The organism is Williamsia sp. M5A3_1d (assembly GCF_053345315.1).
Genome location: NZ_JBKEZX010000001.1, coordinates 269274 through 293823 on the forward strand (window position 1 = coordinate 269274; position 24550 = coordinate 293823).

General features: G+C 67.1%; 29 protein-coding genes. 9 read left to right on the forward strand and 20 right to left on the reverse strand.

Going from position 1 to position 24550, the window contains the following annotated elements; translation table 11 throughout:
- Nucleotides 1–3 precede the first annotated feature (3 nt).
- Complete coding sequence (locus ACLBW1_RS01360) at nt 4–432, reverse strand: hypothetical protein (RefSeq protein WP_447809634.1); 429 nt, start codon at nt 430–432, stop codon at nt 4–6.
- Nucleotides 433–560: 128 nt separating this feature from the next.
- On the opposite strand from ACLBW1_RS01360, the gene ACLBW1_RS01365 reads away from it, so the two are divergent.
- On the forward strand, nt 561–956 hold the full coding sequence (locus ACLBW1_RS01365) for a VOC family protein (RefSeq protein WP_447809635.1): 396 nt from the start codon (nt 561–563) through the stop codon (nt 954–956).
- 56 nt (nt 957–1012) lie between these two features.
- On the opposite strand, the gene ACLBW1_RS01370 is transcribed toward ACLBW1_RS01365, so the two are convergent.
- From ACLBW1_RS01370 to ACLBW1_RS01395, 6 genes are all read right to left on the reverse strand, one after another.
- Nucleotides 1013–2539 carry an NAD(P)(+) transhydrogenase (Re/Si-specific) subunit beta gene (locus ACLBW1_RS01370; protein WP_447809636.1) on the reverse strand — a complete coding sequence of 509 codons (1527 nt, stop codon included), beginning with the start codon at nt 2537–2539 and terminating at the stop codon, nt 1013–1015.
- Nucleotides 2536–2841: an NAD(P) transhydrogenase subunit alpha gene (locus tag ACLBW1_RS01375; protein WP_447811097.1), complete on the reverse strand. Its 306-nt coding sequence runs from the start codon at nt 2839–2841 to the stop codon at nt 2536–2538. Before ACLBW1_RS01375 ends, ACLBW1_RS01370 begins: the two co-directional genes overlap by 4 nt.
- Nucleotides 2841–3923: a Re/Si-specific NAD(P)(+) transhydrogenase subunit alpha gene (locus ACLBW1_RS01380; protein WP_447809637.1), complete on the reverse strand. Its 1083-nt coding sequence runs from the start codon at nt 3921–3923 to the stop codon at nt 2841–2843. Before ACLBW1_RS01380 ends, ACLBW1_RS01375 begins: the two co-directional genes overlap by 1 nt.
- A gap of 231 nt (nt 3924–4154) precedes the next feature.
- Complete coding sequence (locus tag ACLBW1_RS01385) at nt 4155–5030, reverse strand: anti-sigma factor (RefSeq protein WP_447809639.1); 876 nt, start codon at nt 5028–5030, stop codon at nt 4155–4157.
- Nucleotides 5020–5595 (reverse strand): ECF RNA polymerase sigma factor SigK, encoded by a 576-nt coding sequence (gene sigK, locus ACLBW1_RS01390; RefSeq protein ID WP_447809640.1) that lies wholly within the window; start codon nt 5593–5595, stop codon nt 5020–5022. Before sigK ends, ACLBW1_RS01385 begins: the two co-directional genes overlap by 11 nt.
- A gap of 32 nt (nt 5596–5627) precedes the next feature.
- Nucleotides 5628–7154, reverse strand: coding sequence for a molybdopterin-dependent oxidoreductase (locus ACLBW1_RS01395; protein WP_447809641.1), 1527 nt, complete (start codon nt 7152–7154; stop codon nt 5628–5630).
- A gap of 288 nt (nt 7155–7442) precedes the next feature.
- On the opposite strand from ACLBW1_RS01395, the gene ACLBW1_RS01400 reads away from it, so the two are divergent.
- The gene (locus ACLBW1_RS01400) at nt 7443–8120 is read left to right on the forward strand and encodes a fasciclin domain-containing protein (RefSeq protein WP_447809642.1); all 678 of its coding nucleotides are present in this window, start codon (nt 7443–7445) and stop codon (nt 8118–8120) included.
- 189 nt (nt 8121–8309) lie between these two features.
- Here ACLBW1_RS01400 and ACLBW1_RS01405 read toward each other — a convergent pair whose 3' ends face one another.
- From ACLBW1_RS01405 to ACLBW1_RS01415, 3 genes are all read right to left on the reverse strand, one after another.
- The gene (locus ACLBW1_RS01405) at nt 8310–9764 is read right to left on the reverse strand and encodes an FAD-binding protein (protein WP_447809643.1); all 1455 of its coding nucleotides are present in this window, start codon (nt 9762–9764) and stop codon (nt 8310–8312) included.
- Nucleotides 9765–9867: 103 nt separating this feature from the next.
- Nucleotides 9868–10338, reverse strand: a complete 471-nt coding sequence (locus ACLBW1_RS01410; RefSeq protein ID WP_447809644.1) for a hypothetical protein — start codon at nt 10336–10338, stop codon at nt 9868–9870.
- Entirely contained in the window at nt 10320–11147 is an 828-nt protein-coding gene (locus ACLBW1_RS01415) for an RNA polymerase sigma factor (RefSeq protein WP_447809645.1), read from the reverse strand. The genes ACLBW1_RS01410 and ACLBW1_RS01415 overlap by 19 nt, the downstream gene beginning before the upstream one ends.
- A gap of 172 nt (nt 11148–11319) precedes the next feature.
- Here ACLBW1_RS01415 and ACLBW1_RS01420 point away from each other — a divergent pair, with 172 nt between their 5' ends.
- From ACLBW1_RS01420 to ACLBW1_RS01450, 7 genes are all read left to right on the forward strand, one after another.
- The gene (locus tag ACLBW1_RS01420; protein WP_447809646.1) at nt 11320–11802 is read left to right on the forward strand and encodes an Asp23/Gls24 family envelope stress response protein; all 483 of its coding nucleotides are present in this window, start codon (nt 11320–11322) and stop codon (nt 11800–11802) included.
- Nucleotides 11799–12152 (forward strand): hypothetical protein, encoded by a 354-nt coding sequence (locus ACLBW1_RS01425; protein WP_447809647.1) that lies wholly within the window; start codon nt 11799–11801, stop codon nt 12150–12152. The genes ACLBW1_RS01420 and ACLBW1_RS01425 overlap by 4 nt, the downstream gene beginning before the upstream one ends.
- A 4-nt stretch (nt 12153–12156) precedes the next feature.
- Complete coding sequence (locus tag ACLBW1_RS01430; RefSeq protein WP_447809648.1) at nt 12157–12471, forward strand: hypothetical protein; 315 nt, start codon at nt 12157–12159, stop codon at nt 12469–12471.
- 85 nt (nt 12472–12556) lie between these two features.
- On the forward strand, nt 12557–12739 hold the full coding sequence (locus ACLBW1_RS01435; RefSeq protein WP_447809650.1) for a DUF2273 domain-containing protein: 183 nt from the start codon (nt 12557–12559) through the stop codon (nt 12737–12739).
- Nucleotides 12732–13118, forward strand: a complete 387-nt coding sequence (locus ACLBW1_RS01440) for an Asp23/Gls24 family envelope stress response protein (protein ID WP_447809652.1) — start codon at nt 12732–12734, stop codon at nt 13116–13118. The genes ACLBW1_RS01435 and ACLBW1_RS01440 overlap by 8 nt, the downstream gene beginning before the upstream one ends.
- Nucleotides 13115–13849, forward strand: a complete 735-nt coding sequence (locus ACLBW1_RS01445; protein WP_447809653.1) for a DUF6286 domain-containing protein — start codon at nt 13115–13117, stop codon at nt 13847–13849. Before ACLBW1_RS01440 ends, ACLBW1_RS01445 begins: the two co-directional genes overlap by 4 nt.
- Nucleotides 13846–14418, forward strand: coding sequence for a hypothetical protein (locus tag ACLBW1_RS01450; RefSeq protein WP_447809655.1), 573 nt, complete (start codon nt 13846–13848; stop codon nt 14416–14418). The genes ACLBW1_RS01445 and ACLBW1_RS01450 overlap by 4 nt, the downstream gene beginning before the upstream one ends.
- A 490-nt stretch (nt 14419–14908) precedes the next feature.
- Here the strand turns inward: ACLBW1_RS01450 and ACLBW1_RS01455 are convergent, their stop codons facing one another.
- The 10 genes from ACLBW1_RS01455 to ACLBW1_RS01500 form a co-directional block, all read right to left on the reverse strand.
- The gene (locus tag ACLBW1_RS01455; RefSeq protein ID WP_447809657.1) at nt 14909–16402 is read right to left on the reverse strand and encodes a HesA/MoeB/ThiF family protein; all 1494 of its coding nucleotides are present in this window, start codon (nt 16400–16402) and stop codon (nt 14909–14911) included.
- Nucleotides 16384–16785: a hypothetical protein gene (locus ACLBW1_RS01460; protein WP_447809658.1), complete on the reverse strand. Its 402-nt coding sequence runs from the start codon at nt 16783–16785 to the stop codon at nt 16384–16386. The genes ACLBW1_RS01455 and ACLBW1_RS01460 overlap by 19 nt, the downstream gene beginning before the upstream one ends.
- A complete protein-coding gene (locus ACLBW1_RS01465; protein ID WP_447809660.1) occupies nt 16782–17501 on the reverse strand; it encodes a multiubiquitin domain-containing protein in 720 nt (239 codons plus the stop codon). Before ACLBW1_RS01465 ends, ACLBW1_RS01460 begins: the two co-directional genes overlap by 4 nt.
- A 36-nt stretch (nt 17502–17537) precedes the next feature.
- Nucleotides 17538–18554, reverse strand: a complete 1017-nt coding sequence (locus ACLBW1_RS01470) for an ImmA/IrrE family metallo-endopeptidase (RefSeq protein ID WP_447809661.1) — start codon at nt 18552–18554, stop codon at nt 17538–17540.
- A gap of 24 nt (nt 18555–18578) precedes the next feature.
- Nucleotides 18579–19484: a hypothetical protein gene (locus tag ACLBW1_RS01475; RefSeq protein ID WP_447809663.1), complete on the reverse strand. Its 906-nt coding sequence runs from the start codon at nt 19482–19484 to the stop codon at nt 18579–18581.
- On the reverse strand, nt 19474–20445 hold the full coding sequence (locus tag ACLBW1_RS01480; RefSeq protein WP_447809664.1) for a hypothetical protein: 972 nt from the start codon (nt 20443–20445) through the stop codon (nt 19474–19476). The genes ACLBW1_RS01475 and ACLBW1_RS01480 overlap by 11 nt, the downstream gene beginning before the upstream one ends.
- 373 nt (nt 20446–20818) lie before the next feature.
- On the reverse strand, nt 20819–23134 hold the full coding sequence (locus tag ACLBW1_RS01485; protein WP_447809665.1) for a heavy metal translocating P-type ATPase: 2316 nt from the start codon (nt 23132–23134) through the stop codon (nt 20819–20821).
- Nucleotides 23131–23340: a heavy-metal-associated domain-containing protein gene (locus tag ACLBW1_RS01490; RefSeq protein WP_447809666.1), complete on the reverse strand. Its 210-nt coding sequence runs from the start codon at nt 23338–23340 to the stop codon at nt 23131–23133. Before ACLBW1_RS01490 ends, ACLBW1_RS01485 begins: the two co-directional genes overlap by 4 nt.
- 11 nt (nt 23341–23351) lie before the next feature.
- On the reverse strand, nt 23352–23645 hold the full coding sequence (locus tag ACLBW1_RS01495) for a metal-sensitive transcriptional regulator (RefSeq protein WP_447809668.1): 294 nt from the start codon (nt 23643–23645) through the stop codon (nt 23352–23354).
- 126 nt (nt 23646–23771) lie between these two features.
- The gene (locus ACLBW1_RS01500; protein WP_447809669.1) at nt 23772–24356 is read right to left on the reverse strand and encodes a hypothetical protein; all 585 of its coding nucleotides are present in this window, start codon (nt 24354–24356) and stop codon (nt 23772–23774) included.
- Nucleotides 24357–24550 lie beyond the last annotated feature (194 nt).

Consider the following 24550-nt stretch of genomic DNA (forward strand, 5'->3'; position numbering starts at 1 on the left):
GTGTCAGCGGGGAGGGCGCAGGACCTCGAAGCCGAAGCAATAGTTGTTGAGGGGCTGAGGGTCTCGGTCGTTGCAGTAGACCGCGGACGCGACGATCCCGGTGAACGGGATCGCGCCCAGCTTCCCCACGCGTTGGCGCACCGACTTCCCGGGGTCGATGCCGTCGATCAGTTCGGTGCCACCGAACGCGTTGGGGATCGAGTTGATGTACGCGACGATCCCGGTGGCCCTGGCGGCGCCCACATTGCTGATCACCACGAAGATGTCGCCGCGGGTCGCGGGATCGGTGGACACCTGAGCGCGGGAGATGGTGACGTCGGGTGCGCCGCCGGGTTGCGGGGTCGGCTCCGGCGCGGCCGTGGCGCCGGGAGCCGCGGTCACCGACAGCGCGGCGGCCGCGGCCGCGGCGAGTGCGATGCGACGTGTTCTCATCGACGACCTCCCTGCTGGAACGTGTGCGTACCAACTGTGACCCATTGTGCTTGCGCGCCGCAAAGGATGTCCAGTCCCCGATACGAAATCGCAACCTCCCCACGTCGACCGGTCGTAGGGTTGCGTCCATGACCAGCAGAATCGACGTCATCGCCATCGACTGCCACGACATCAACCTCGTCGCCGCCTTCTGGACCGCGGTCCTCGGATGGGAGATCACCGAGGTCGACGGTGACGACTACCTGAGCATCGCCCCGGCCGATCGGACGACGCCGACCATCGACTTCCTCCGCGTCCCCGAGGCCAAGACCATCAAGAACCGTCTGCACCTCGACCTGCGTGCCGACGGCACCACCACCGAGGACGAGATCGCGAGGGTGGAGTCGCTCGGTGCGACGCGGGTCGACATCGGTCAGGACCCGTCGGTCACCTGGACCGTGCTCGCCGATCCCGAGGGCAACGAGTTCTGCATCCTCGGGAAGACATGGCAGGAAGTACACCGGCCGAAAACCGAACAGCCGTAGCAGTTCGTCCCGCTGAGCGAGACATACTGCTACGGCTGCAAGGGTTCTACGTCTGGTTACAACGCCTTGAGTTCCTCGATGACCTCACCGACGGACTTCTTGGCGTCGCCGAAGAGCATCGAGGTACCCGATGCGCCGAAGAGCGGGTTGTCGATACCGGCGTAGCCCGAGGACATCGACCGCTTCAGGACGATCACCGATCGCGCCTCGTCGACGTTGAGGATGGGCATGCCGTGGATCGGTGAACTGGGGTCGTTGCGGGCCGCGGGGTTGGTGACGTCGTTGGCGCCGATGACGATCGCGACATCGGTGCGACTGAACTCGCCGTTGATGTCGTCCATCTCCTTCATCGCGTCGTACTCCACGTCGGCCTCGGCGAGCAGCACGTTCATGTGCCCGGGCATACGACCGGCGACCGGATGGATCGCGTACTTGACCTCGACACCCTTGCCCTCCAGCAGGGTCGCCATCTCCTTCACCGCATGCTGCGCCTGCGCGACCGCGAGTCCGTAGCCCGGCACCACGATCACCTGGTTGGCGTAGGCCATCTGGATCGCGGCGTCGGCGGCCGAGGTGGCCTTCACGGTGCCACCGTCGCCGGCGGGACCGGCCGCGGCACCGTCGGCGCCACCGCCGAACGAACCGAAGACGATCGCGGGGATCGACCGGTTCATGGCCTTGGCCATGAGGTTGGTGAGGATGGAGCCCGACGCGCCGACGATCATGCCGGCCACGATGAGCGCGGTGTTGTCGAGCGCGATACCCGCTGCGGCAGCGGACAACCCGGTCATGGCATTGAGCAGCGAGATGACGACGGGCATGTCGGCGCCGCCGATCGGCAGCACCACGAACAGACCCATCACGCCGGCCGCGATGAGCAGACCGACGATCCACCAGACGCTGGCGCCTCCGCCGCTGGTGGCCTGCACGCCGAGGAACACCGCGATGGCGATGGACCCGATCAGCAGGACGATGTTGGCGAGCTGGAACAGCTTGGCGTTGCCGACGAAGAACTTCTCGACGCCCTTGGGCAGGATCTCCTGCAGCTTCGAGAACGCGATCAGCGAGCCCCAGAACGAGATCGAACCGATGATCGCCGCGATGAGCGACCCGACGACCAGCGGCGAGGCGGGCTCGGTGCCGCCGAACTCGGAGAAGCCCGAGGTCTCGATGAACTCCGACCACGCGATGAGCGCGACCGTGCCACCACCGACACCGTTGAACAGCGCGACGAGCTGCGGCATGGCCGTCATCTTCGTCTTCAGCGCCGGCGGGATGCCCAGTGCGACACCGATGATGAGGCCGGCGGCGATGAGGATCCAGTTGATCGTCGGGACCTCGACGCGGCCTGCGCCGTCGTCGGCGCGGGCGCCCTCGTTCCACACGTAGAGCAGCGTTGCGGCGACCGCGATGCCCATGCCGACCGCGGCGATCCAGTTGCCGCGCACCGCGGTCTTGGGGCCGGTGAGTCCCGACAGGCCGTAGATGAAGAGCCCGAAGGCGAGGATGTACAGCGCCGTCACCACATACGAGATGTTCTGGTCCGGCGAGTGCAGATCGGCTGCGAGGAGGACGGTGTTCACTTGCTGACCTCCTTCTTGCCCTTGAACATCCCGAGCATGCGGTCGGTGACGGCGAAGCCGCCGATGACGTTGAGCGTGCCGAACACCAACGCGACGAAGGCGATGATGCGCACGCCCCAGTTGGCGTCGGCGGGAAGGGCGCCGAGCACCACCAGCGCGCCGAGCACGACGATGCCGTGGATGGCGTTGGTCCCCGACATCAGCGGGGTGTGCAGGGTGTTGGGCACCTTGGAGATGACGGCGAAGCCCACGAATCCGGCGAGCACCAGGATCGCGAGGTTGGCCAGGAGTCCGGTGTACATCAGGCGTCGCCTGCCTCTCGGGTCACGCACGACTTCTCGAGCACCTCATCGGAGAAATCCGGTGCGATCGAGCCGTTCTCGTCGAGCATCAGCTCGATGAGGGCGAGGAGATTCTTGGAGTAGAGCTCACTGGCATGCTCGGGCATGCCTGCGGGGAGGTTGAGCGGCGAGCAGATCGTGACGCCGTGCTTCACGACGTTCTGCCCGGGCTCGGTGAGTTCGCAGTTGCCACCGGTCTCGCCGGCGAGGTCGACGATCACGCTGCCGGGCTTCATGCCCTCGACCGCGGCGGCGGTCACGAGGCGCGGCGCGGGACGACCGGGCACCAACGCGGTGGTGATGACGACGTCGAAACCCTTGATCGCGTCCTCGAGTGCCTTCTGCTGCTGTGCGCGTTCGTCTTCGGTGAGCTCGCGGGCGTAGCCGCCCTCGCCGGCGGCGTCGATACCGAGATCGAGCCACTGCGCGCCGACCGACTTCACCTGATCGGCGACCTCGGGCCGCACGTCGTACCCGGTGGTGCGGGCACCGAGGCGCTTGGCGGTGGCCAGTGCCTGCAGGCCGGCGACACCGACGCCGAGGATCAGCGCGGTCGCCGGCTTCACCGTGCCGGCCGCTGTGGTCAGCATCGGGAAGTAGCGGGTGGACTGTTCGGCGGCGAGCAGGACGGCCTTGTAGCCCGAGACGTTGCCCTGCGAGCTCAACGCGTCCATCGCCTGTGCGCGCGAGATGCGCGGGATCGCCTCGACCGCGAACGCCTGCACGCCGGCGGACTTCAGCGCGCCGATCTGGTTGGTCTGATTCCGCGGCGCCAGGAACCCGATGAGGGTCTGACCCGAGTGCAGTTTCGCGACCTCGTCGTCGGTCGGGGCGACGACCTTCACCACCAGGTCTGCCGACCACGGGTCACCGATGGTGGCCCCGGCGTCGGTGTAGAGGGAGTCGGGGATGAGGGCACCGAGACCCGCCCCCGATTCGACGATCACGTCGACCTTCTTGTTCACCAACGACGCGACCACCTTGGGTACCAGCGCGACGCGCCGTTCCCCCTCCGCGATCTCGCGCACGACACCGACGCTCATATACCCACCTGTCTCACACTGCTGCACACGTGTTCACCACGGTGTCACGACGACACCGCGCGAGGCCGCGTCCGAGGGGTCACCGACGCAGGCACTTCGAAGGGCGAACGGTCACGATCGGCGACCGAAGGTTGAACGAAACATAGCATCGGACATCGTCGGATGAGGTGCCCACCCAAGGGCCGCCGAGTGACGACTGTCAGCGCAAACAGTCGTCGGGGCGAAACGCTGTCAGATGGAGACGGCCGCGAGGACGTCGCCGGTCGGCTGCGGTGAACCGCCGCGGGGCTCCATCGTCATGCCGACCGTTCGCGACTGGGCGAGTCCGTGCACGATCACCGGGGTGGAGGCCGACGCGTCGGTGATCAGGCCGGCCGATTTCGGTGCGTGGGCGTTCCCGATGAGCCACAACTGGTAGGTCTGCGCGTTCGCAGGCACCGGCGCACTGTCGAGCAGCACCACCGCGGTGTCCATCGAGCGCGACGAGGCCACCACGACGGTTCCTGGCATACCCGTCAGCTGGGTGCGGTGCATCTCGGCGTCCTGCGCACTCATCACCGCGCGCAGTTGCTCCAGCTCGACCGAGCCCGCCGCGACGGCCGGTGTGGACGGCTCCGGCGTCGACACCGACGACCGTCCGATCACGACACCGCCGATCACGAGCAGCAGAGCCGCGGCGGCGGACGCCACCGACATCGCGAGCCGGCGTCGACGAGTACGTCGCGCGCCCAACTCGTCCGCGCCGGCCGCACCGTCCGCGACCGTCGGTTCGTCGGCGGAGACGGCAGGGATGTCCTGCGAGACCGGGCCGGCGGGATGCGACGGCACCGACCGCAGCGGACGCACCGCCCCGAGGCGATCCGACGCGATCGCGTCGAGCAGCGAACGCCGCACCGCCACCGGCGGCACGACGGTGTGCTCGGCGGCCATGCGGGCGACGGCGTCGTGGGTGCGACGGATCTCGATGACCGCGGCGACACGATGCGCCTCGTCCACCGCCGACAGGGCAGCTTCGAACGACGCTCGTTCGGATCGGTCGAGCGCGTCGATGGCGTAGAGCTCGAGCAGGTCGTCGACCAGCTCGCGAGGATCTCGGTCAGGCCTCATCGCTGGTCTCCAGGCAGGACTTGAGTCGACGCAGTCCATCCCGGATGCGTGATTTCACAGTGGGCAACGCTGCCCCGAGCTTCTCGGCCACCTGCGGGTAGCTGAGGCCGCCGTAGTACGACAGCTCGATGCTCTCCCGCTGGGTGTCGGTCAGTGTGCCCAGACACGCGATCACCGCGCGCCGGTCCTCGCGGGTGACCACCGATTCGACGACCTCGTCGACCTCGGTCATCGCGTTCGAGACCGTGTACTGCGTCCCACGGCGCGACGACGCCTCCTCCGAGCGGACGCGATCGACCGCGCGTCGATGCCCGATCGTGAGCATCCACGACACCACCGACCCCATGTCGGGTCGATAGTTCGAGGCGTTCTGCCAGATCTGCAGGTACACCTCCTGCAGCGTCTCCTCGGCGTAGCCCGGATCGCGCAGCACCCGCAGGATCAGGCCGTAGACGCGCGGACTCGTGGCGTCGTAGAGCGCTGCGAACGCAGCCCGATCGCGCGCAGCGGTCCGCTCCAAGAGGTCTGCCAACTCCGGCAGACGCGCGAGGGAACGGTCGGTCACAGAACCGACAGTAGCGTGTCTGATTCACCGTCTTACGCAATCGTGAGGACACGGTTGTGCCAGCCTGTGGCGCCACCCGGGATGGGGGGCGTCCGTTCCTCGGTCTGTAGTTGACCGGTCTTGTCGGTGGCCCGGCAGTACACGGTGTGCTGGCCCGACGTGGCCTGCCACCGGTAGGACCACTGCCGCCACGTGTCGTTCGAGTACTCCTCGGTGAGGTCGGCGACCTCCCAGGGACCGTTGTCGATGCGGACTTCCACCTTCGAGATGCCACGATGCTGGGCCCATGCCGTGCCCGCGATGACGACCTCGCCGGCCGGGGAGTTCGAGAACGGCTCGGGGCGGTCGATACGCGAGGCCGTCTTGATCGGTCCCTGCGCGCCCCAGCCGCGCTTCGTCCAGTAGGCCTCGGCCTTGTCGAACCGGGTGATCTCCCAGTCGACGACCCACTTGCAGGCCGAGACGAACCCATACAGGCCCGGCACCACCTGGCGGACGGGGTATCCGTGCTCCAGCGGTAGCGGCTGTCCGTTCATCGAGACGGCGAGGATCGCGTCGCGACCGTCGGTGAGTGCGGAGATGGGGGTGCCGGAGGTCCAGCCGTCGACACTGGTCGAGAAGAGCATGTCGGCGTCGGACTGCACACCGACCCGCTCGAGGATCGACTTGATCGGGTAGCCGACCCAGGTCGCGTTGCCGGCGAGGATGCCACCGACCTGGTTCGACACACAGGTGAGCGTGATGACCTTCTCCTCGGCCTGCATGCCCATCAGGTCTTCCCACGTGAGGGTCATCTCGTTGTCGACCATGCCGTGGATGCGCAGCTGCCAGTCGGCCGTCTTGAGGTTGGGGACCTGCAGCGCGGTGTCGATGCGATAGAAGTCGGTGTTGCTGGTGACGAACGGGGTGGCTCCGGGGACCTTCAGGTCGGCGCCGGCCGGGATCGGCGGCGCCTTGCTGACCGGGGTGGGCAGCTTCAGCTTGCGGCGTTCGGCGATGGCGTCGCCCGCCTCGGCGATCTTCTTGCCCGCGAAGGCGACGGCTCCGGCCACCACGGCCACCGACACCGCCGAGGAGAAGAACAGTCGCCGGGACAGACCGCTGTGTTCCGGAGCCGCGGCGTTGGTCCTCGCGAAGAAACCGAGCAGCGCCCGCAACACGAGGATGCCGACGACGGCCGCGACGATGGACGGGATCGAGTAGGTCGCGTCGGCGGTGGGGCGGGCCATCGCCGCGAACACACCGAACGCACCGAACAGCACGATCAGCACCGACCCGATCGGGCGCGTCCGCCGTTCGACGAGACCGGCCACCACGGCCAGTACCGCGATGCCGATGGCCATACCGGTCAACAGGGCGATCTTGTCGCTGGTGCCGAACTGGCGGATCGCGAACTCGCGGACCGGCGCCGGGGCGTTGTCGACGAGATAGGAGCCGACCGCGAAGTAGGGAGAGGCGTACGACGAGACGGCGACGGAGACGATCTCGCCGGCCGCCAGAGCGGACCCGACGGCCACGAGACCGGCGAGCGCTCCGCGGGCGGTCTTCTCGATGCGCATGTGGTGCCTCTCGGTTCGAATCCGCTGTGACGCAGAGCGGCACGACACCGAGCGGAAGGTCTGCCCTACCCGGCGTAATGCATGTGGCAAAGGTTCATTGAGCTATTCGTCGCCGACCGGGAAACGGATGTCCGAGGGGCTCGACGGATTTCCGAGCCCGTTACCGCGCCGTGACGATCAGGATGCGTATTGACGAATTCGAGACAGAAAGTTTCGGTCATGACCCATCTGCCCGGCCGTAGGGTTCGAATGGCAAGTGACCGACAACACCAAAAGATTGGATAGGCAATGGCCCTCAAGAGGACCCAACGATTCGCCGTAGCAGTTGCAAGCCTGGGCATGGCAGTCGGCCTGGTCGCCGGTTGCTCCAGCGACGACAGCTCTGACTCCGCATCGTCCAGCACCGCCGCCACCTCGACCGCCGCGTCGTCGGCCGCCGAGAGCTCGGCCGCCAGCGCCGATCCGGCCGCCGATCTCGTGGGCTCGGGCTGCGCCTCCTACGCCGAGGCCAACGCCAGCGGCCCCGGCTCGGTCGGCGGCATGGCTCTGGACCCGGTTGCGACCGCTGCGTCGAACAACCCGCTGCTCAAGACCCTGACCCAGGCCGTCTCCGGACAGCTGAACCCCAAGGTCAACCTGGTCGACACCCTGAACAGCAGCCAGTTCACCGTCTTCGCGCCGGTCGACGATGCGTTCGCCAAGATCCCGGCGGCCACCATCGACACCCTGAAGACCGATGACGCCCTGCTGACCAAGATCCTGACCTACCACGTGGTCCCGGGTCAGCTCGCGCCGTCGCAGATCGCCGGCACCCACAAGACCGTCGAGGGCCAGGACGTCACCGTCTCGGGCTCGGGCAACGACCTCAAGGTCGGCGCCGGTAACGCCTCGGTCATCTGTGGTGGCGTCAAGACCGCCAACGCGACCGTGTACCTCATCGACTCGGTGCTCATGCCCCCGGCCTGATCACTGATCACTGATGTACCAGCTGTGAACTGACGTCCCGGGTCTCCGGGCCCGGGATGTCACCCACGGACGACGGACCGAAACCATCTGCCCCATGGTTTCGGTCCGTTTTCGTATCTCCACCCGTCGACAGGGCACTCATCCCGTAGACCGGCCAGTTGGCCACCCCGATCGCGCAATCTCCGGGCGTCAGGCCCTCGCGGCCGCGTGCCGTCCCGCGCGCCGTCCGAAGTACGAGCCCTCACCGAGCTGTGTGCCGCTCGCGTAACCCTTGCCGTCCTGGGCGATGTTCGCCGCACCCGCACCCGCCGCGTAGAGCCCCCCGATCGGGGCGCCGGCCTCTGTGAGGACCTCGCCGTCGACGCTCGTCGCCAGACCACCCATCGTGAAACCGGCGTAGAGGGCCTTGCCCAGAGTGAGATCGAAGGCCGCCCACGGCCCCTCGGTCTGCGGCGCCAACCACTCGGGGCGCTTGTGGAAATCGGGGTCCTCGCCGCGCGCGGCGTGGGTGTTGTAGCGCTCCATCATCGCGACCAGACGCCCGGCCGGGATCTCCAGAGCGGCCTCCATCTCCTCGATCGTCTCCCACCCGTCGATGAACGAGATCAACGGGAACACGGGCCGTTCCATGTGCGCCTCGTCGACGATCAGGAAGGCCGCGGCCCCGGGCTGGTCCATCACGAAACCCGAGGTGCGCGAATGGTAGGAGTCCTCGGCGACGAAGCGGTCACCGTTCGTGTTCACGATCAGGCCGGTGATGAGCACCGACGGCGGGTAGACCGGCGCGGTCACGAACGTCTGGTCCATGTGCTTGAGCGCGGCGCCGACCGACGCCCCGAGCCGGATGCCGAGACCGTCGTCGAAGGTGTTGCCGAGGGTGTACGGCTTCTCGGCCAGCGAGGGCACGAACTCGTCGACCATCGACTCGTTCATCACGAACCCACCGGCGGCGATCACGACGTTGCGCGCCCGGATCGCCCCGGTCTCGCCGAGTCGCTTCCACCTCACACCGACCACCGCGCCCGTGTCGTCGACCACGAGGTGTCGGGCGCCGGTGTCGTAGCGGATCTCGACATCGAGATCGGCGAGGCGTTTGACGAGGAGATCGATCACCATGCCCGCACCGCCGGTGTCACCGGGCACCGGGACCTTGTGTCCGCGCGGCGCGGGGACGGCGATGTCGCAGAAGGGCCACACCTTCTCGTTGCCGGTGAACATCAGCCCCTCGGTGCCGGGCTGGATCACGGCCTTCTTGTCGTAGAAGCTGCGCTCGAAGTGGAAGCCGAGGGCCTCGAGCCAGTCGAAGTGCTCGACGCTGTCGCGGCAGTAGGCGTGGATCTTGTCGGGTTCGGGATCGCGGCTCACCGCGGTGATGTACTTCTCCATCTCCTCGGCCGAGTCCTCATGACCGGTCGCCTGCTGCACCGCGGTACCGCCGCCGAGATAGAAGTGACCGCCGGCGAGCGAGGTGGTGCCGCCCGCGACACCGGCCCGTTCGAGGACGAGGACCGAGGCGCCGGCGGTGGCCGCCTCGACGGCGGCGCATCCACCGGAGATGCCGCACCCGACGACGAGGACGTCGACCTCGTCGGACCAGTCGGTGATGTCGGTGTGACGGATGACCTCGGGGAGTTCGGCGCGCACCACATGTCCTCTCGCTGATGACCTCCGGCGGTCGATCCGTCTCGTGACCGAGATGGTTCGCGCCGTCCTACCGGTCAACAGTAGCGAGATACTAGAACAGGTTCTAGTTTTTCTCCTCGGTCGAGGGTGGTGTCCAGTCGAGGTCCATCCAGTCGACGTCGACACGGCTCGCCGCGCGAGCACCCCGCTCGGCACCGAGGGTGGCCGCGAGGACGTCCGCGGTCACCCCGCGTACGTCGTCGGCGAGCTCGCCGAGATCGTCGTCGTACCGACACATCAGACCGAGACGGACCCCGGTGACCTCGCGCTCCTCCGACGTCACCCCTACCTCCAGCACCGGCCGCGCCACCCTGCGGCGGATCTCCATCATGAGGACGCGACGCACCACGCGGTCGGTGACGACGATCGAGGGGCGGTCGGTCGCCAACTCCGAGCGTGAGTGCGACAGCCTGCGCGCAGAATCGATGACCTTCGCGGTGAGGCGCTCGACATCGGACGCCGGCGGATCCAGTTCACGACCCGCCTCGACGATCCACTTCTCCGATCCCTGCTCGCTCACGTCCGTGACTGCCATGTCGTCTCCGATGTCGGTGGATCCGGTGCGGTGGGTGGATCTGTGGTGGTCGGTGGTCGGTGGTGCGCCCGCGGGGCACGGCGTGCCGGTGGATCGGGACGGGCCGGGGAATCTGGACGGGCCGGGGGCCGATCCCCGCCGGCGGGATCGCGACCGGGCCGCCAGGGCTCCATGCGCTCGGCGAGCCGAGCCCGGGTGCGCTGCAGGTGACCGCGCACCGAGTTCGGCGTGATGTCGAGGACGCGGGCGATCTCCGGGTGCGACAACCCCTCCATCTCACGCAACCACCACGTGGCGCGCGAAAGATAGGGGAGTTCGGCCAGCTCCCGTTCGAGCGCGTCCCGCAGCGAGGTGCCCATCGCGTCGTCGAGGGGCGTCGGTGACGACGACGGGATCGCCGTCAGGAACTCGTCGTCGGCGGCCACCTCGCTGCGGCGGCGACGCAGGTCGATGATCTTCCGGTGCGCGATGGAGAACACCCAGGTCCGGAAGCTGCTCTGGAAACCGAACCGCGGCAAGCCTTTCCACGCGGCCAGCAGCGCCTCCTGCACGACGTCCTCGGCGTTCCCGGCATCGGAGACCATGCGCCGCGCGTACCGCAGGAGCATCGGCAGCGTCCGCCGCACCAGTTCGTCGAACGCGGCCCGGTCGCCGACGGCGGCCGCCCGCGCAAGGGTCTCGTCGGATTCACCGGCGATGTCGACGCCGGTCAGATCGACACCGTCGACATCGGCTCGGGCGGGATCGGCCGGAGCCACCGGATCCTCGGTCTGCACGTCTCTGGGCCTCTCGCCGAAGGTGTGGGCCACGTCACGTCTCACCCCGCGTGCAGAACCGGCGCGGCCACCGACTCAACCATTACATCGAATCGCATGCGCGTCCATGACAGGACGCTCGAACCGATCCGGTGCACGACGTTCGATCCAATCGAGTCCGGTCTGTCGAAAGACCGCTCTCATGTGTTGACATGAAGGAGTGCAGATGACCACACCGTCCACCACCACGACCTCTTCGGCCGCAGCGAAGGTCTCCCCGAGCAAGGAGGTCGCCGAGGGACACCGCGATCTCGTGGGCCAGCACGGTCGCACCACGATCGCCGACCAGGTGGTCTCGAAGATCGCCGGCATCGCCGCGCGTGAGATCGAGGGCGTCTACGACCTCGGTGGTCAGGCTGCCCGCATCGTCGGCCGCGTCCGCGAGGCCATCCCGGTCGGCGGCGGCCAGAGCATCACCCAGGGAATCTCGGTCGAGGTCGGCGAGAAGCAGGCCGCAGTCGACCTGGGTCTCGTCGCCAACTACGGCGTCGCGATCCACGATCTCGCCGCCGCGGTGCGTTCCAACGTCATCAACTCGATCGAGCAGATGACCAGCCTGGAGGTCACCGAGGTCAACATCGCCATCCACGACATCCACTTCGAGGACGACGAGGCCACCGGCGAGACCGCGGAGCCCCGAGTCCAGTGAGTTCCGACGCCGAGGTCGCCGACGCGGTGGTCGCCGCCACCACGTCGGTGCCCGGCGTGACCGGCCTGAACTCAGGTCGGTTCGGCGAGGTGGCCACCTACGCGGCCGGTCGCCGTATCGTCGGTGTCCGTCTCCAGGAGTTCAGCGGTGAGGTACACATCGAGGTCGATCTCTCACGCAACGTGATGAACACCGCCGAGGCCGTCCGTGCGGCGACCGAGAAGGCCTCCGGGCTGACCATGACCGTCATCGTCGAAGACGTGACGGTCGCCGATCCACCCCCGGGTGACGCTCCCGCGACCGCTGCCGAGAACCCGCCGGGGCTCGTGACGGCTGACGGCGATCACTGACCCGATGCCCCCGCCCTCGGACTACGCCGCCCGGCGTCGGGCCGTGATACGCAGGTATCACCCCGACGTCGGCGGCGATCCGCAGGCCCTGCACCGAGAACTCGCCCGCCTCGACCGCGAATTCGGGCGCACCACCGGTGTCGACCCCGGGTCGGCGCGGCAGGCAGGATCCGCGCAACGGTCGTCGTCGCCACGTCCGCGTGTACGACCCACGTCGCGACTACGCCGCATCCGCCGCTCGACGGCGAAGACGATCGACGCCTTCCGGACCAGGCTCCCGCGCTCGGTCCCCGGAGCCAAGCGATACTTCGAGATCTGATCCACCGACATCGGTTCGCCCGAGCGAGTCGAGCCGGCGGAAACACCCACCATCCACCGTCACACCGACCCGACAGGGGAACCACATGAACAACAACGCGACCATCGGTCTCATCGTCGGCCTATTGCTGGCCATCGCCGCCACCACCGGCGGATTCGGCGGCTTCATCCTCGCCATCGTGCTCGGCGCGATCGGCCTCGCCGTCGGTCTGCACCGCGACGGCACCATCGATCTCTCGGGGCTCCTGCGGAGCCGCAACCGTGGCTGACCCGACCACCGAGGCCGCACCGCACATCCCAGACGGCGGCGGTCCCGGCACCACCACCATCCACGACAGGGTCGGCGAGCAGATCGGCCGTGCGGCCGCGCTGTCCATCGAAGGCGTCCTGCGTCACCGCGGATCGCTCGGGCTGATCACCGGCGGTGAGCACCCGAAGGTGTCGATCGACATGTCGCGTCCCCACCCCGACGTGAAGGTCGACGTCGCCGTCCGCTGGCCCACCCAGGTGACCGCCCTCTGCCAGGAGGTGCGGGCCCTGGTCCACACCGAGCTGGCGCGACTCACCGGCGTCACACCCCACCGGGTGGACGTCACGATCGCCGACGTGATCGTCGGCGAGACGAGCTCGCAGAGGAGAGTGCGATGACCACACCCCAGTCGCAGGGCGCACCCGAAGCCGGACCCGCGCCCCGTCTGAAGAAGATCGTCCCGCCCACCGCCACCCCCGGCGCCGTGTGGACCACGTCTCTGTTCGCGATCGCGCTGATCGCGGCCGGTGGTGTCGCCATCCGCGACATCTGCGTCGATCAGGGATGGATCACCGGTTCGGAGTGGATCGCCGCGGCGTCGCGGTGGATCGCCGACCTCTCGTGGCAGGCCTGGTTCTGGGCCGTCGCGATCGCGCTCATCGTCATCGGGCTGTTCTTCGTGTGGACTGCGATCCGGCCCCGGTCGAAGACGCACATCGCGCTCGACGGAGCAGGCACGGTCGACGGATATTCGCCGAGCACCTGGACCCGCAAGGTGGATGTCGCCCGGCGCGCGAGCGCCGTCGCTCGTCAGCACGCCGGTGTCACCCGCGCCGACAGCACGGTGAAGCGACGCAAGGTCGTCACGCGCATCACCACCACCGACGAGGCCCCTGCCTCGACCGATGCTGTCCGCGAGGCGATCGCCGCATCCATCGCGACCGTCCTGCCGAAGCACTCGGTGAAGATCAAGACCACCACACTCAAGACGCCGAAGTCGCAGCCGCCGCCACCCGCGGCCGGCCGGCCGAGCCTGCCGGAACCGATCGTCGAGAGCACCGACGACGACGAGACCGATCCGGTCGCGGCCTCCGGCACCACCCCGACCACCAAGGAGGTGCACTCGTGAACGTGTTGCCCGCCGGTGTGAACCGGCTCATCACGCTGCTCCTCGGACTGGTGTTCATCGCCGTCGGCGCGGTCGCCATCGCGTGGGAACTGAAGGTCACGCAGGTCCGCGATCAGCTCGACAAGATCGACCTGTCGTGGTTCGACAGTGCGCCCGACAAGAGCTGGTGGCTGTACGTGCTGATCGGGATCGCCGTGGGCGGCATCGTCATCGGCCTGCTGTTGCTGTCGATGAACAGCCGGCCCCGCAAGACCGGGACGGTGGTCCTCCCCGGCAGCGATGGATCGGGAACCCTGGCGGTCAACCCGAGCAAGATCGCGAGTGCGGTCGCCGATGATCTCGCACGGCACCGTCTGATCAACTCGACGCGTTCGCGGGCGATCGACGACCGCAAGCGGGTCATGCTCGAGATCACCGTCGAGGCCGAATCGAACCGCGATTTCGCGGAGGTCACCGAGGTCGTCGGTCGCGCCGAACAGCAGATCGCGGCGGCATTGCCGGGCAGCGAGGTCCGGCCACGCTTCCTGATCCACATGTCGACCCCGAAGAAGATCACGCGCGTCGACTGACGATCACCGTCACGCACGAGGGGTCCGATGCATCACGCCTTGGGCCCCTCGTGTCGTTCCGACGCGATTCCTACCGGCGTCCGAAGCTGCGCAGCCGCAGGCTGTTCACGCGGCACTCTTTCTGCGCCGAGCGCCTAATCCGACGGCGCTGGACGCTTCGAACGGCACCGAGTTGGACATCCCGGACTGTCGGCTCGAGTCCACCCATCGAGACGGCGGCACACAGCCGGATTGGCTGACCCGGTGTGAGCGTATCGGCATGCGCTAACCGTGTTGACTCCCAGGCGCGATACGCGCCAAGAACCGGTTTAGGTCAAGTAGACGGTTGGAGTAGCTGGTGGAAAACACTTGAGCGATATCCGCCCTCAGCGTGTAGGTGTACTGCATAGCCGCGACGCGGTCGTCGTCGACGTCCTTGCGGAGTACTTGACGTAGCTGCCAGGCGCGTTCTGGTTCGAGGATGGGATGGGGCGACCTTGACCGCGCCGGGCTAACGTCTGCCGAGCCACTTACGCACAGGCATGCGGGACCCGGAATCTTCGGGCCGGAGCCGTGCCAGCAATGGCACGCCGTCGCCGATCGCAAAACGCGTTGAGCCACAGTGTAAGCAGTCCGCAGATTTCGTCGGCCGAATTTCGACGACCTCGTCAGTGAGAGGGTGGTACTCGACCCAATGATCTGCCCCGACGGTCGGATCGACCAGGCCCCCCAGCATCATGAGCCAGTCGTCGACCGCCCGAGCTACGGCGGCTGCGTTAAGCGTGATCACACTCGGGGCATGGACGCTCTGGTCTTCGACATAGCGCTGTCGGCGGCGTTGAATTTCACCTGTCGCTTCCTCGGTCAGGCGCTGCGCGGGTATCAGACCATTGCACTGAAGGCAGCCGCTTCCGGGGTTGCTCAACCGCGACACGGAGAAGATGTCCGCGATCTGGCCGCCGATCACTGAAACTTTGGCGCCTACCTGGGTATTAGGGATTAGATACTGATGGCTGATGGCGTTGACGACCCTCCTTGCGAGCGCCGAGTCTGCGGCGAGGAAGATTTGATCACAGTCGGTCAGCAACGCTGCAACGTCAGCGTCGACGACCGAACGGGCCACTGCGGTGACCCTCGTACTACGTGAAGCTTGACGAGCGACTCGGGCAGCGATCCTCACTTTCGGTGTCGCGATGCGGGCGCCCAGATCTCGCGTCCACTGCGGTCGCCTGCTGCCCTGAAGCCAGGGCACGGCGTCGAGTCTGCGGGCACCGACGACTCGCGGAAGATTCGTGGGGTCAAGCCGGTCGGGGTCGATTAGCACTAGATGTCCTACCCCGAGGCGGGCGAGATACTCGGCGACGAGCGATCCAGCTCCTCCAAGCCCGACGACGGCCACTTTCGATTGCGCAAGAAGGGCCTGGCCGCGATCACCAAAGACCCGAGTTTGACGGTCATAGGTCAGATCTGCGACCTGGGCTGCGACCGGCTCGGGGGTCAGCGTCAGCTGTGGCCGCCCCATCACGCGGAAACTGGTGAGAGGGCGACGCTGTCGGTCACTCGTCCAGATGTCCCCGGCGACGGCGCCGTCGGCGAACACCAGCGCCCCGACCGGGATGCCCCCGTTGATGTCGAGCAACGCCGGGTAGCCGCGTTCGTGGGACGCCATGTCGGTGGGTGAGAAGGCCACTCGCTCGTGGCCCCGGTGATTGTGTACCGCTAGGTAGGCCAACCCTTCTTCGGCGCAGACGCCGATGGCAGCGGCGACGAACTCCGCAGTGAGCTTGCGGTAGCCGCGGATTCCCTCGACGTAGTCCAGACCGTCTGCGGCCGACACCACATCGCGGACCAGCAATCGGGTCCCCCGCCCGCTTCGCGCGATACCGCACCGCAGCACGGCGCCGCGCTCGTCGCCGTCACCGCGAAACAGATGACTGCGCAGGATGTTCCACTGTTCTGCGGTGATGACCACTAACCAAGGGCCGTCTACTGTTCGTTGAGCCATTTGAGCACCTTCAGAACCTTCGTGGCGGCCGTGTCAACCGCAGGATTGAGCCGATTGCTTCTCCGCGAGAGCTGCATCCCCGGATCCCCTGCGGGCCCCCACGTCGTGGGCGCGAACCCCTCCCCCAGGGCTGCGCCGTCCGTGCGCATCAAGTCCGGTCGCACGAAATGCGGATAGACGTCAGCCTCGGGGTACGCGAACGTGATGAGAAACGCGATCCAGGAGCTGTCCTGTGTATAGGTGGGGCTGAGGGGGACCGAGTCGATGACCACCCACGCGCCGCCGTCACCGGTAGCGGTGACGGCGACGGCGGACTGGGCGAAGGTCTCCTGTATCTCGTGTACCGCGCCTGTGATGGCCGGGCTGATCGGTGTGGTCGTCACGAGTTGTCGTCTCCGTCGACGGCGCGGAACTCGTCTCCGTCGTGAGCCCGGACCTGCTCGTCGTCGCCGATCTGTTCGAACTTCGCACCGGTCTTGCGCGACAGCAGGAAGTCCGGATGGATCAACACGCCCTGGGCGATGGCGGCCTGCTTAATCGTCAGGCCGGTCTGCCGAGCGCCGTGAAGGGTCACGGTGTGCGTGCGGTTGACGGTGACGTGCAGGTCCTTCTTCGGCAGTGCCTTGCTGAAGAAGCGGTCACCGTCGGCGATGCGGACAATCTCGCCGGCCTCGATCGGATCGTCGAGATCGTCGAGAATGTCCTTCCAGATGCCGTAGTCGTCGGAGATCGGAGGAGTGGGCACGTTGCGCAGTTGGGTCTGGGTGAGCACGGCGGCGCGCACCTGGAAAGGCTTCTTGTCGATGTAAATGGTGCGCGGTCGGTCGGTGTAGAAGCGCATGCCGTGATCGATGGCCACGGTTTCGGTGGGCGCGATGGGTTCGTCTTGCGCGTCGGCGATGTCGAGCCACACGTTGTCGGCAGCCGGTGTGACGAGCGTTGCAAGCTGCGCACCGGTGAGCCGTCGGTGCGTGACCGTGATCGGTGCACCGTCGATGTGAAACTGGATGTTGTCCTGGGGCGCCACGAGGGCTCCTTCCGCTGTTTCCTGAGTGCAGGCGTCCGCCTGCCCAACAGCTAGAGACGGGACAGTGTCCAAGTCGTCCAGAACACCGACAGCTCGATGATGTCGTCGTCACCCCGCGCAGTCCCGGCACACTGAGGCGCCGGCGTCGAATTGGCTGGGATGCTTACGTAAGAAGCACTCTGCACAGGTCACTTCAGCGTTGGTGGTGCAACCGCAATGACCTGACGGGCAGCGGGGCTGCCCGCAGCGGTCGCAGACACCGTCGACGACGAATTCCTGGTGGCAGTGTTCACACTCCTCCCAGGCGTCGGGACCCTGGTAAGCGGTGTTGTCCCGAGGCGGTGAGAACTTCGACCACGGCGCCGCGTAGGAAACCATGGTCACGAACAGTCGCTCTCCCGACCACGAGGCTTGGCCGTAAAGCAAGTCGGAAGTGTGGCCACCGCGGTACCAGATCCGGGCGTCGTCTCGCGTGACCAACCGGTCCTCTCCTTTGGCGCGCATCGCGGCCTGCACGAGCGGGTTGGCGGACTGATTGCTGCCGCGTGCCGGCGGAAACAGTTCGCCGCCGCGCGCGGCGGCGAAGGTGACAATACCGGCGGCGTCGAGCACGGCGACCACGCCAGGTGATGAGAGTCGTCCGACGAGGCGGACGCAGATCGCCGCTCGCGAGGCATTGGACGCTGTGAACAAGTCGACCGCAGTGCTGGCCGTGGGCCCGTTGCCGAAAATGTGCGCGTCGACGAGGTCGTCGGGAAGCAGCATCAACGCGGCAAACGCATCGCAACTGGCATCCTCGAACGCCTCGGGTTGCCGGTGCTCGACAACTGTCGTGCCGAGCGCGATGTCGGTCTTCTGGATGTGATGGCCGAGTTCGTGTAGGAGCGTGAACTGCTGGCGGCGCAAGGACATGGATTGCGTCACGATCAGCGTCGGCGGATCCCATCGGTACCCACCCGCTACCGAGCACCCCAGTTGAGAATCGTCAGGCACGAACTCCGGCACGCGCAGCACCGAGACGTCGTCACGATCTTCGAGCGCCACAAAGGCATCACGCGTCAACGCATCTCGACTGCCGCCCCGCGCTTCCCACGTCTCCACCATCGCGGCGACCTGGGCGGGCACGCTTTCGAACGTCCGCGGCACTGCTTATTTTCCTTCTGCTGCGACGATCGCTTCCAGCCGCTGCTTCCAGTGTTGCTGTCCTAGACCGGTTTCTCGAGCGGCAAGCTGGTAGGCCTCGTAACCCAGCCGTGTTCGTGCTAAATCCTCGTCGCCGTCGACCGCGCGCTGGCGGATCAGCTTGCGCCAACGAGGTTCTTGTAGTTCGCGTGCAAGGTCGTTCGGCAGTGGCGTGACAGCGTCAAGGATTTCGTCGACGGCGCGGTTCGCCGCAGCGGCGAGCTTTACTGCTTCATCGCGTGTCAGCGGTTCCTTGCCGATGCGAATGGCCATGGCGCGAGCCTGCGGAACGCGCAAGGTATCCACGATGATCGGAAGGGGTACATCGAGTTGTGCGGGCGATTTCGACGCGGAACTCAGGGTCAGCCCGGGCACGTTTTGAAGCACCTCGAAAGCGTCGAAGATCTCGTCTATCGCCATGGCGGCTCCCGACCCAAGCGACGGATCGGCACGTCCCCGGCGCAGCCCTTCTGCTGCGTCGCCGTGAGTTGTTGTCCCGGTGATTATTCCGAGCAATTGCCTAGGAATCGACGCGATGAGCGTGTCCAGGACGGCGAAGGGGATCTCGGCAACAGCATCCGGCCAGAATGCAATGGGGCCGTAGAGCGGGCTGGCGTCGGCTTCTACGACTACGGTCGAAGTATCTTCAACTCCCGTCTCCAGGGCCACCGGAACGGCGCGGGCCCGCGCGCGGGAGTCATCGAGACCGGTTATGAGCACCGCTGTGGTCGATTCGCGCCAGTATGCCTGACGTATTTGACCCGCTGACACATGGTCTGCCGGGTTCGCGCTGCGGAGAAGCCCACCGCGTTTCGGCCCTATGGGGGCGCGCCGCGCAAGGTCGAACCAGCGCTCAGAGGACTCAGTTGGCATTCGAACCCTCCATGCTCATGTCGTCTAGTGACGGGACAACGGCCGCATCGTCTAGCACTAGGCCGATGAGAGCCGCCACGACCTCGCGGCCACGCTCGGCGTCACCGGCCGTCTCGATCAGACGCGCGCGGAGCTGGGCGATCAGGCTGTAGGCGCTGCTGCGGCCCACACCAAGCTCATTCGCAAGCCCAAGTGGATTGTCGAGGAAGCGGATCACTGTGCGATCGCGGGCGGTCAACGTCGGCAAGAGTTGGGCTGCACGGTGCTCATGATGATGCTTCCCCATCGAAGTCGCTGTGCCGTCGTGCCCGGGCACGGTCTCTTCGATTATGTCCCAATCCATTTCCACAGTGGCATCGAAGGCATCAGTGTTTTCTAACAGTGAGGGAAATCGGTGGGCGCAAATATCGGTGAGGTCAGAGATATGCAAGCGACCCGCCGCGGTCAGTACCCGCCGTAACATCTCTTCCAATTGACCTTTGCGTCCTAACCGCACGGAGCCATCACCCGACGCCGGCGCTACCTCGACCGGCGCGCTTGCCGCGATGGCCCGAAGTTCATTCTTCTCGATCAGCAGATCAGTGTCCTCGCCATCGGCCAGCGTCCAATGATGGGCCAGAGCCGACGTCGCGAATTGATTTGACCGCTCCAATCGCTTTTCCAAACGGTTCCGTAGCGCCCCCCAGGGGCGCTTGCGAACTTGGTCGATCAGCCAGCGCTCGACCCACTTGGAGGTGAGGCGGCGGGCAGCTCCGTCGTCGGGAACTGCAGTGACGGCGTTCGCGTAGCCGGCGCCCTTTGCTTCGAAGAAATCGTTCACTAAGTCGTCGACCTCATGGGCGCTGTCAAGGCCGGGGAATCGTGGGGTGTGCTCATAAAACACGCTGCGCATCATCGTCAAGGCCGCGTCGCCGAGATGTCCGAGTGCTTCGGCCTCGTCCCGAATGTGTGTCGTGCTCACCCCCACCCCCACCCCCTCCACCTAGTGCCAGGTGTTCTGTTGTGCTCAGCGCAGCCGCACCCAGCGTACGACCCGCTGCGCTGGCCGCAGAGCAGCGAATTACACTGAGGTGTCGTCTATTAAAGTACCGTCCGCGGTGGGATCTGACACTGATACAGCATGACAAAAGGAACTTCGGTCCGCGAAGATGAACGGCGAGCCAGCTAGTCTTCCGCGAACCAGGATCTCGCTGACGACCATGGACAAGGCGCAGCTGCCTAAGATGAAATACACCTTAGAGCCGAGGCGAGTGTGGTGCCCAAGCCTTTTATGAGGTGCGTTTAGCTTTTATTCTTGTGGGCTTAGCTCAGGACCTCGGGGCCACGCCCGCTCTCTATCGCCGCCCGAAGCTGCGTAGTCGCAGACTGTTCGCGACCACGAACACCGACGAGAACGCCATCGCCGCTCCCGCGAACATCGGGTTGAGAAGTCCCGACGCGGCGAGCGGCAGGGCGGCGACGTTGTAGCCGAACGCCCAGAACAAGTTCGCGCGGATCGTCGACAGAGTCCTGCGCGACAGCGTGATCGCGTCGACCGCGACCCTCAGGTCACCCGACATCAGGGTCAGGTCGGAGGCCTCGATGGCGACGTCGGTGCCCGTACCCATCGACAGACCGAGGTCGGCCTGCGCCAGCGCGGCGGCGTCGTTGACACCGTCGCCGACCATCGCCACCCGCTTGCCCTGGGCCTGCAGATCGCGCACGATCGACACCTTCTCCGCCGGCACCACCCCGGCGTGCACGGAGTCGATCCCCACCGCCGCGGCCACCGACCGAGCGGCGCCGGCGTTGTCGCCGGTCAGCAGGACCGGCGTGAGACCGAGTTCCCGTAGCCGGGCGATCGCCTCGGCGGCACCGGGTTTCACCTCGTCGGCCACCACCACCGCACCGCGGACGGCGTCGCCCCAGCCGACCGCGATGGCGGTCGCGCCGGCCGCCTCGGCCTCGTCGATCCGGGCGCGCAGGTCGGCGTCGATCGCGCCGCCGGTCTCCTGCGCGACCCATCCGACGCGTCCGGCGACGACCTCGACCCCGTGCACCCGCCCCCGCACCCCGTGGCCCGCGATGTTGACGAAATCGCTTGCCTCGGGAAGCTTCCGGAAGCCTTCGCGTCCGGCCCGAGCGATCGCCCGGGCGATCGGGTGTTCGGAGAGACTCTCGACCGATGCGGCGACCTCGAGGACCCGGTCGGCGTCCGCGCCTTCCGATCCCACGACGTCGGTCACGGTCATGACCCCGGTGGTGACGGTGCCGGTCTTGTCGAGCACCACCGTGTCGACGCGACCGGCACGTTCGAGAACCTGCGGCCCGCGGATGAGGATGCCCATCTGGGCGCCGCGCCCGGTTCCCGCCATCAGCGCGGTGGGCGTCGCCAGCCCGAGCGCGCAAGGGCACGCGATGATCAGCACGGCGACCGCGGCGGTGAACGCCGCCGTCAGCCCACCACCGGCGAGGAGCCACGCGGCGAAGGTGACGATCGCGAGCACCAGCACCACCGGCACGAACCACGCCGAGATCGCATCGGCCAGGCGGGCGATGTTGGCCTTGCCGTTCTGGGCGTCGGCCACCAGACGCGCGATCTGCGCGATCTGCGTGTCGGCACCGACGGTGGTGGCGCGCACGGTGATACTGCCCGAGGTGTTCACGGTGGCGCCGATCACGCGGTCGCCGGGGCCGACGTCGACGGGGACCGATTCGCCGGTGATCACCGACGCGTCGACCGCCGACGTCCCCGACACGACCTCACCGTCGGTGGCGATCTTCTCCCCGGGTCGTACGACGAACCGGTCGCCGACGACGAGTGCGGCGGTGTCGACGGTCTTCTCGACCGGACCGTCTGGCCCGTCGACGACAAGGGTGGCCTGCTTGGCGCCCAGTTCGGCGAGCGAGCGCATGGCGGCGCCTGCCTGCCGGGTGGAGCGGGCCTCGAGGAATCGGCCGGCCAGCAGGAACGTCGTGACCCCCGCGGCGACCTCGAGATAGATGTTCGCCGAGGCATCTCCGCGCTCGAGGGTGAACGAGAACCCGTGCCGCATACCGGTCATCCCGGCGGAACCGAAGAAGAGCGCGTACAGCGACCATCCGAACGCGGCGAGGATCCCGATCGAGACGAGGGTGTCCATCGTGGTGGCGCCGTGGCGCGCGTTGGTCACGGTGGCGCGGTGGAACGGCCAGGCGCCCCACACAACCACCGGTGCGGCCAGGGTGAGCGAGAGCCACTGCCAGTTGTCGAACTGGATCGCCGGGATCATCGCCAGGGCGACCACCGGGATGCTCAGGGCCGCACTGACGATCAGGCGCTGTCGCAGGGCCGCGGTGTCGCCGCCGTGGTCCATGTGTTCGGCGTGCCCGCCGTCGCCGGCGTCCGCGGCGCTGTGGGGTTCGTGCGGTGGGCGACGCGCGGACGCCGAATAACCTGCGGCGGCAACGACATCGGCGAGTTGGGAGGTGCTGATCGATTCCGGGTGATGCACCTGCGCGGTCCCGGTCGCGAAGTTCACCGTCGCGTCGACCCCGTCGACCTTGTTGAGTTTGCGTTCGATGCGCGAGGCGCACGAGGCGCACGTCATGCCCGCGATGTCGAAGACGGCGATGTCGCGGTCGTCGGCCTCGCGATCGGTGGTCTTCGGCGCCGTGCTCGACGCGGTCATCGTGAGGTCAGGTCGTACCCGGCCTCGGTCACCGCTGCGGCGATCGCCTCCTCGTCGACGGGCTGGGTGCTGCGCACGATGAGTTCACCGGAGGCGAGGTCCACCGACACGTCGTCGACCCCGGCCACCTCGGACACCTCTTCGGTGACCGAGCGGACGCAGTGTTCACAGGTCATCCCGATGACCGTGTAGGAATTCGTCGTCATGTTCTCTCCCATCAAGATCTGACGAGGCGCGTGATGGCGTCCATGGCCTCACGCACCTTCACCTGGCCAAGGTCGTCGCTCTCCTGGGCCGCGTTGATCACGCAGTGATTCATGTGTTCCTCGAGCAACCCGAGGCTCACCGCCTGCAGCGCCTTCGTCATTGCTGTGACCTGCGTGAGGATGTCGATGCAGTAGGCCTCCTCGTCGACCATCCGCTGCAGTCCGCGGGCTTGGCCCTCGATCCTGCGCAGACGTTTGAGGTAGTCGTCCTTGCGCTGGATGTACCCGCGCTGTGCACCGTCCATACCGCGATCCCTTCCACCGGCCTGATACCCCCATCAGGTATACACCCGATGGCGCGGTTACGGTACCCCCCTAGGGTATCCACCAGATCGGGTCGAGCCCTGGCCGACGACAACGGCCTCGAGCGGTCAGCGGTCGCCGGTGCCCTCAAAGCGGGAGCGTTCGAGGCGCATGGCCTCGGCGAGACGCGACAGCGCGGCCACCACCTCGTCGAGGGCATCGGGAACCGAGGGGCCGACGGGTCGGTCACGGTGGGCATCGACATCCGGGGTCGTCCGGACGGCGCGACCGCGCAGGTTGGGGATGTCGCCGGTCGGGAAGTCACCGGCGCGAAGGTCACGGTCGCCCACGTCGCCGGGCGGGTTCGCGGGACGGGACACCTCGAAGCGGGGCGGGTCGAACAGGGGATCGGCCGCGGGGGTCTCGGGACGTTCGGTGTGCGCGAAACGGGCGACGGTCGCGGTGGAGCCGTGGCCGTTGGTGTCGGCGTTGTGCACGCTCGCACTCTGGGCGTCCGGGCTGCTGATGTGTCGGCGACCGCCGCCTGCCGAGGGGGCGTGGCCGTTGGCCGGGGCGAACCAGTGGTCGCCGCCGTGTCCCTCGAACAACATGCACCGACCCGGCGCCGAGCACGGGTTGCGATCGATGAGCGACTGGGCGTGTTGATCGCGGTCGTTCCACTCGAGCCAGAGTCTGCGGTCGAAGCGCGGCACGACCTCCGCGTCGGTCGCGTGATCGCCGCGGTGCCCGATGCTCAGGCGACACCCCAGCACCCAGCCTGTGTCGGTGGTGTCACTTAGCGCGGATCGTTCCGCTCCGGTACAGATCACCGTCGACCAACATCCGTCGTGCATTGCCGATACCCCCAGACCCACATCACCGCGGACAGCCTGCTCCGGGCCGCGAA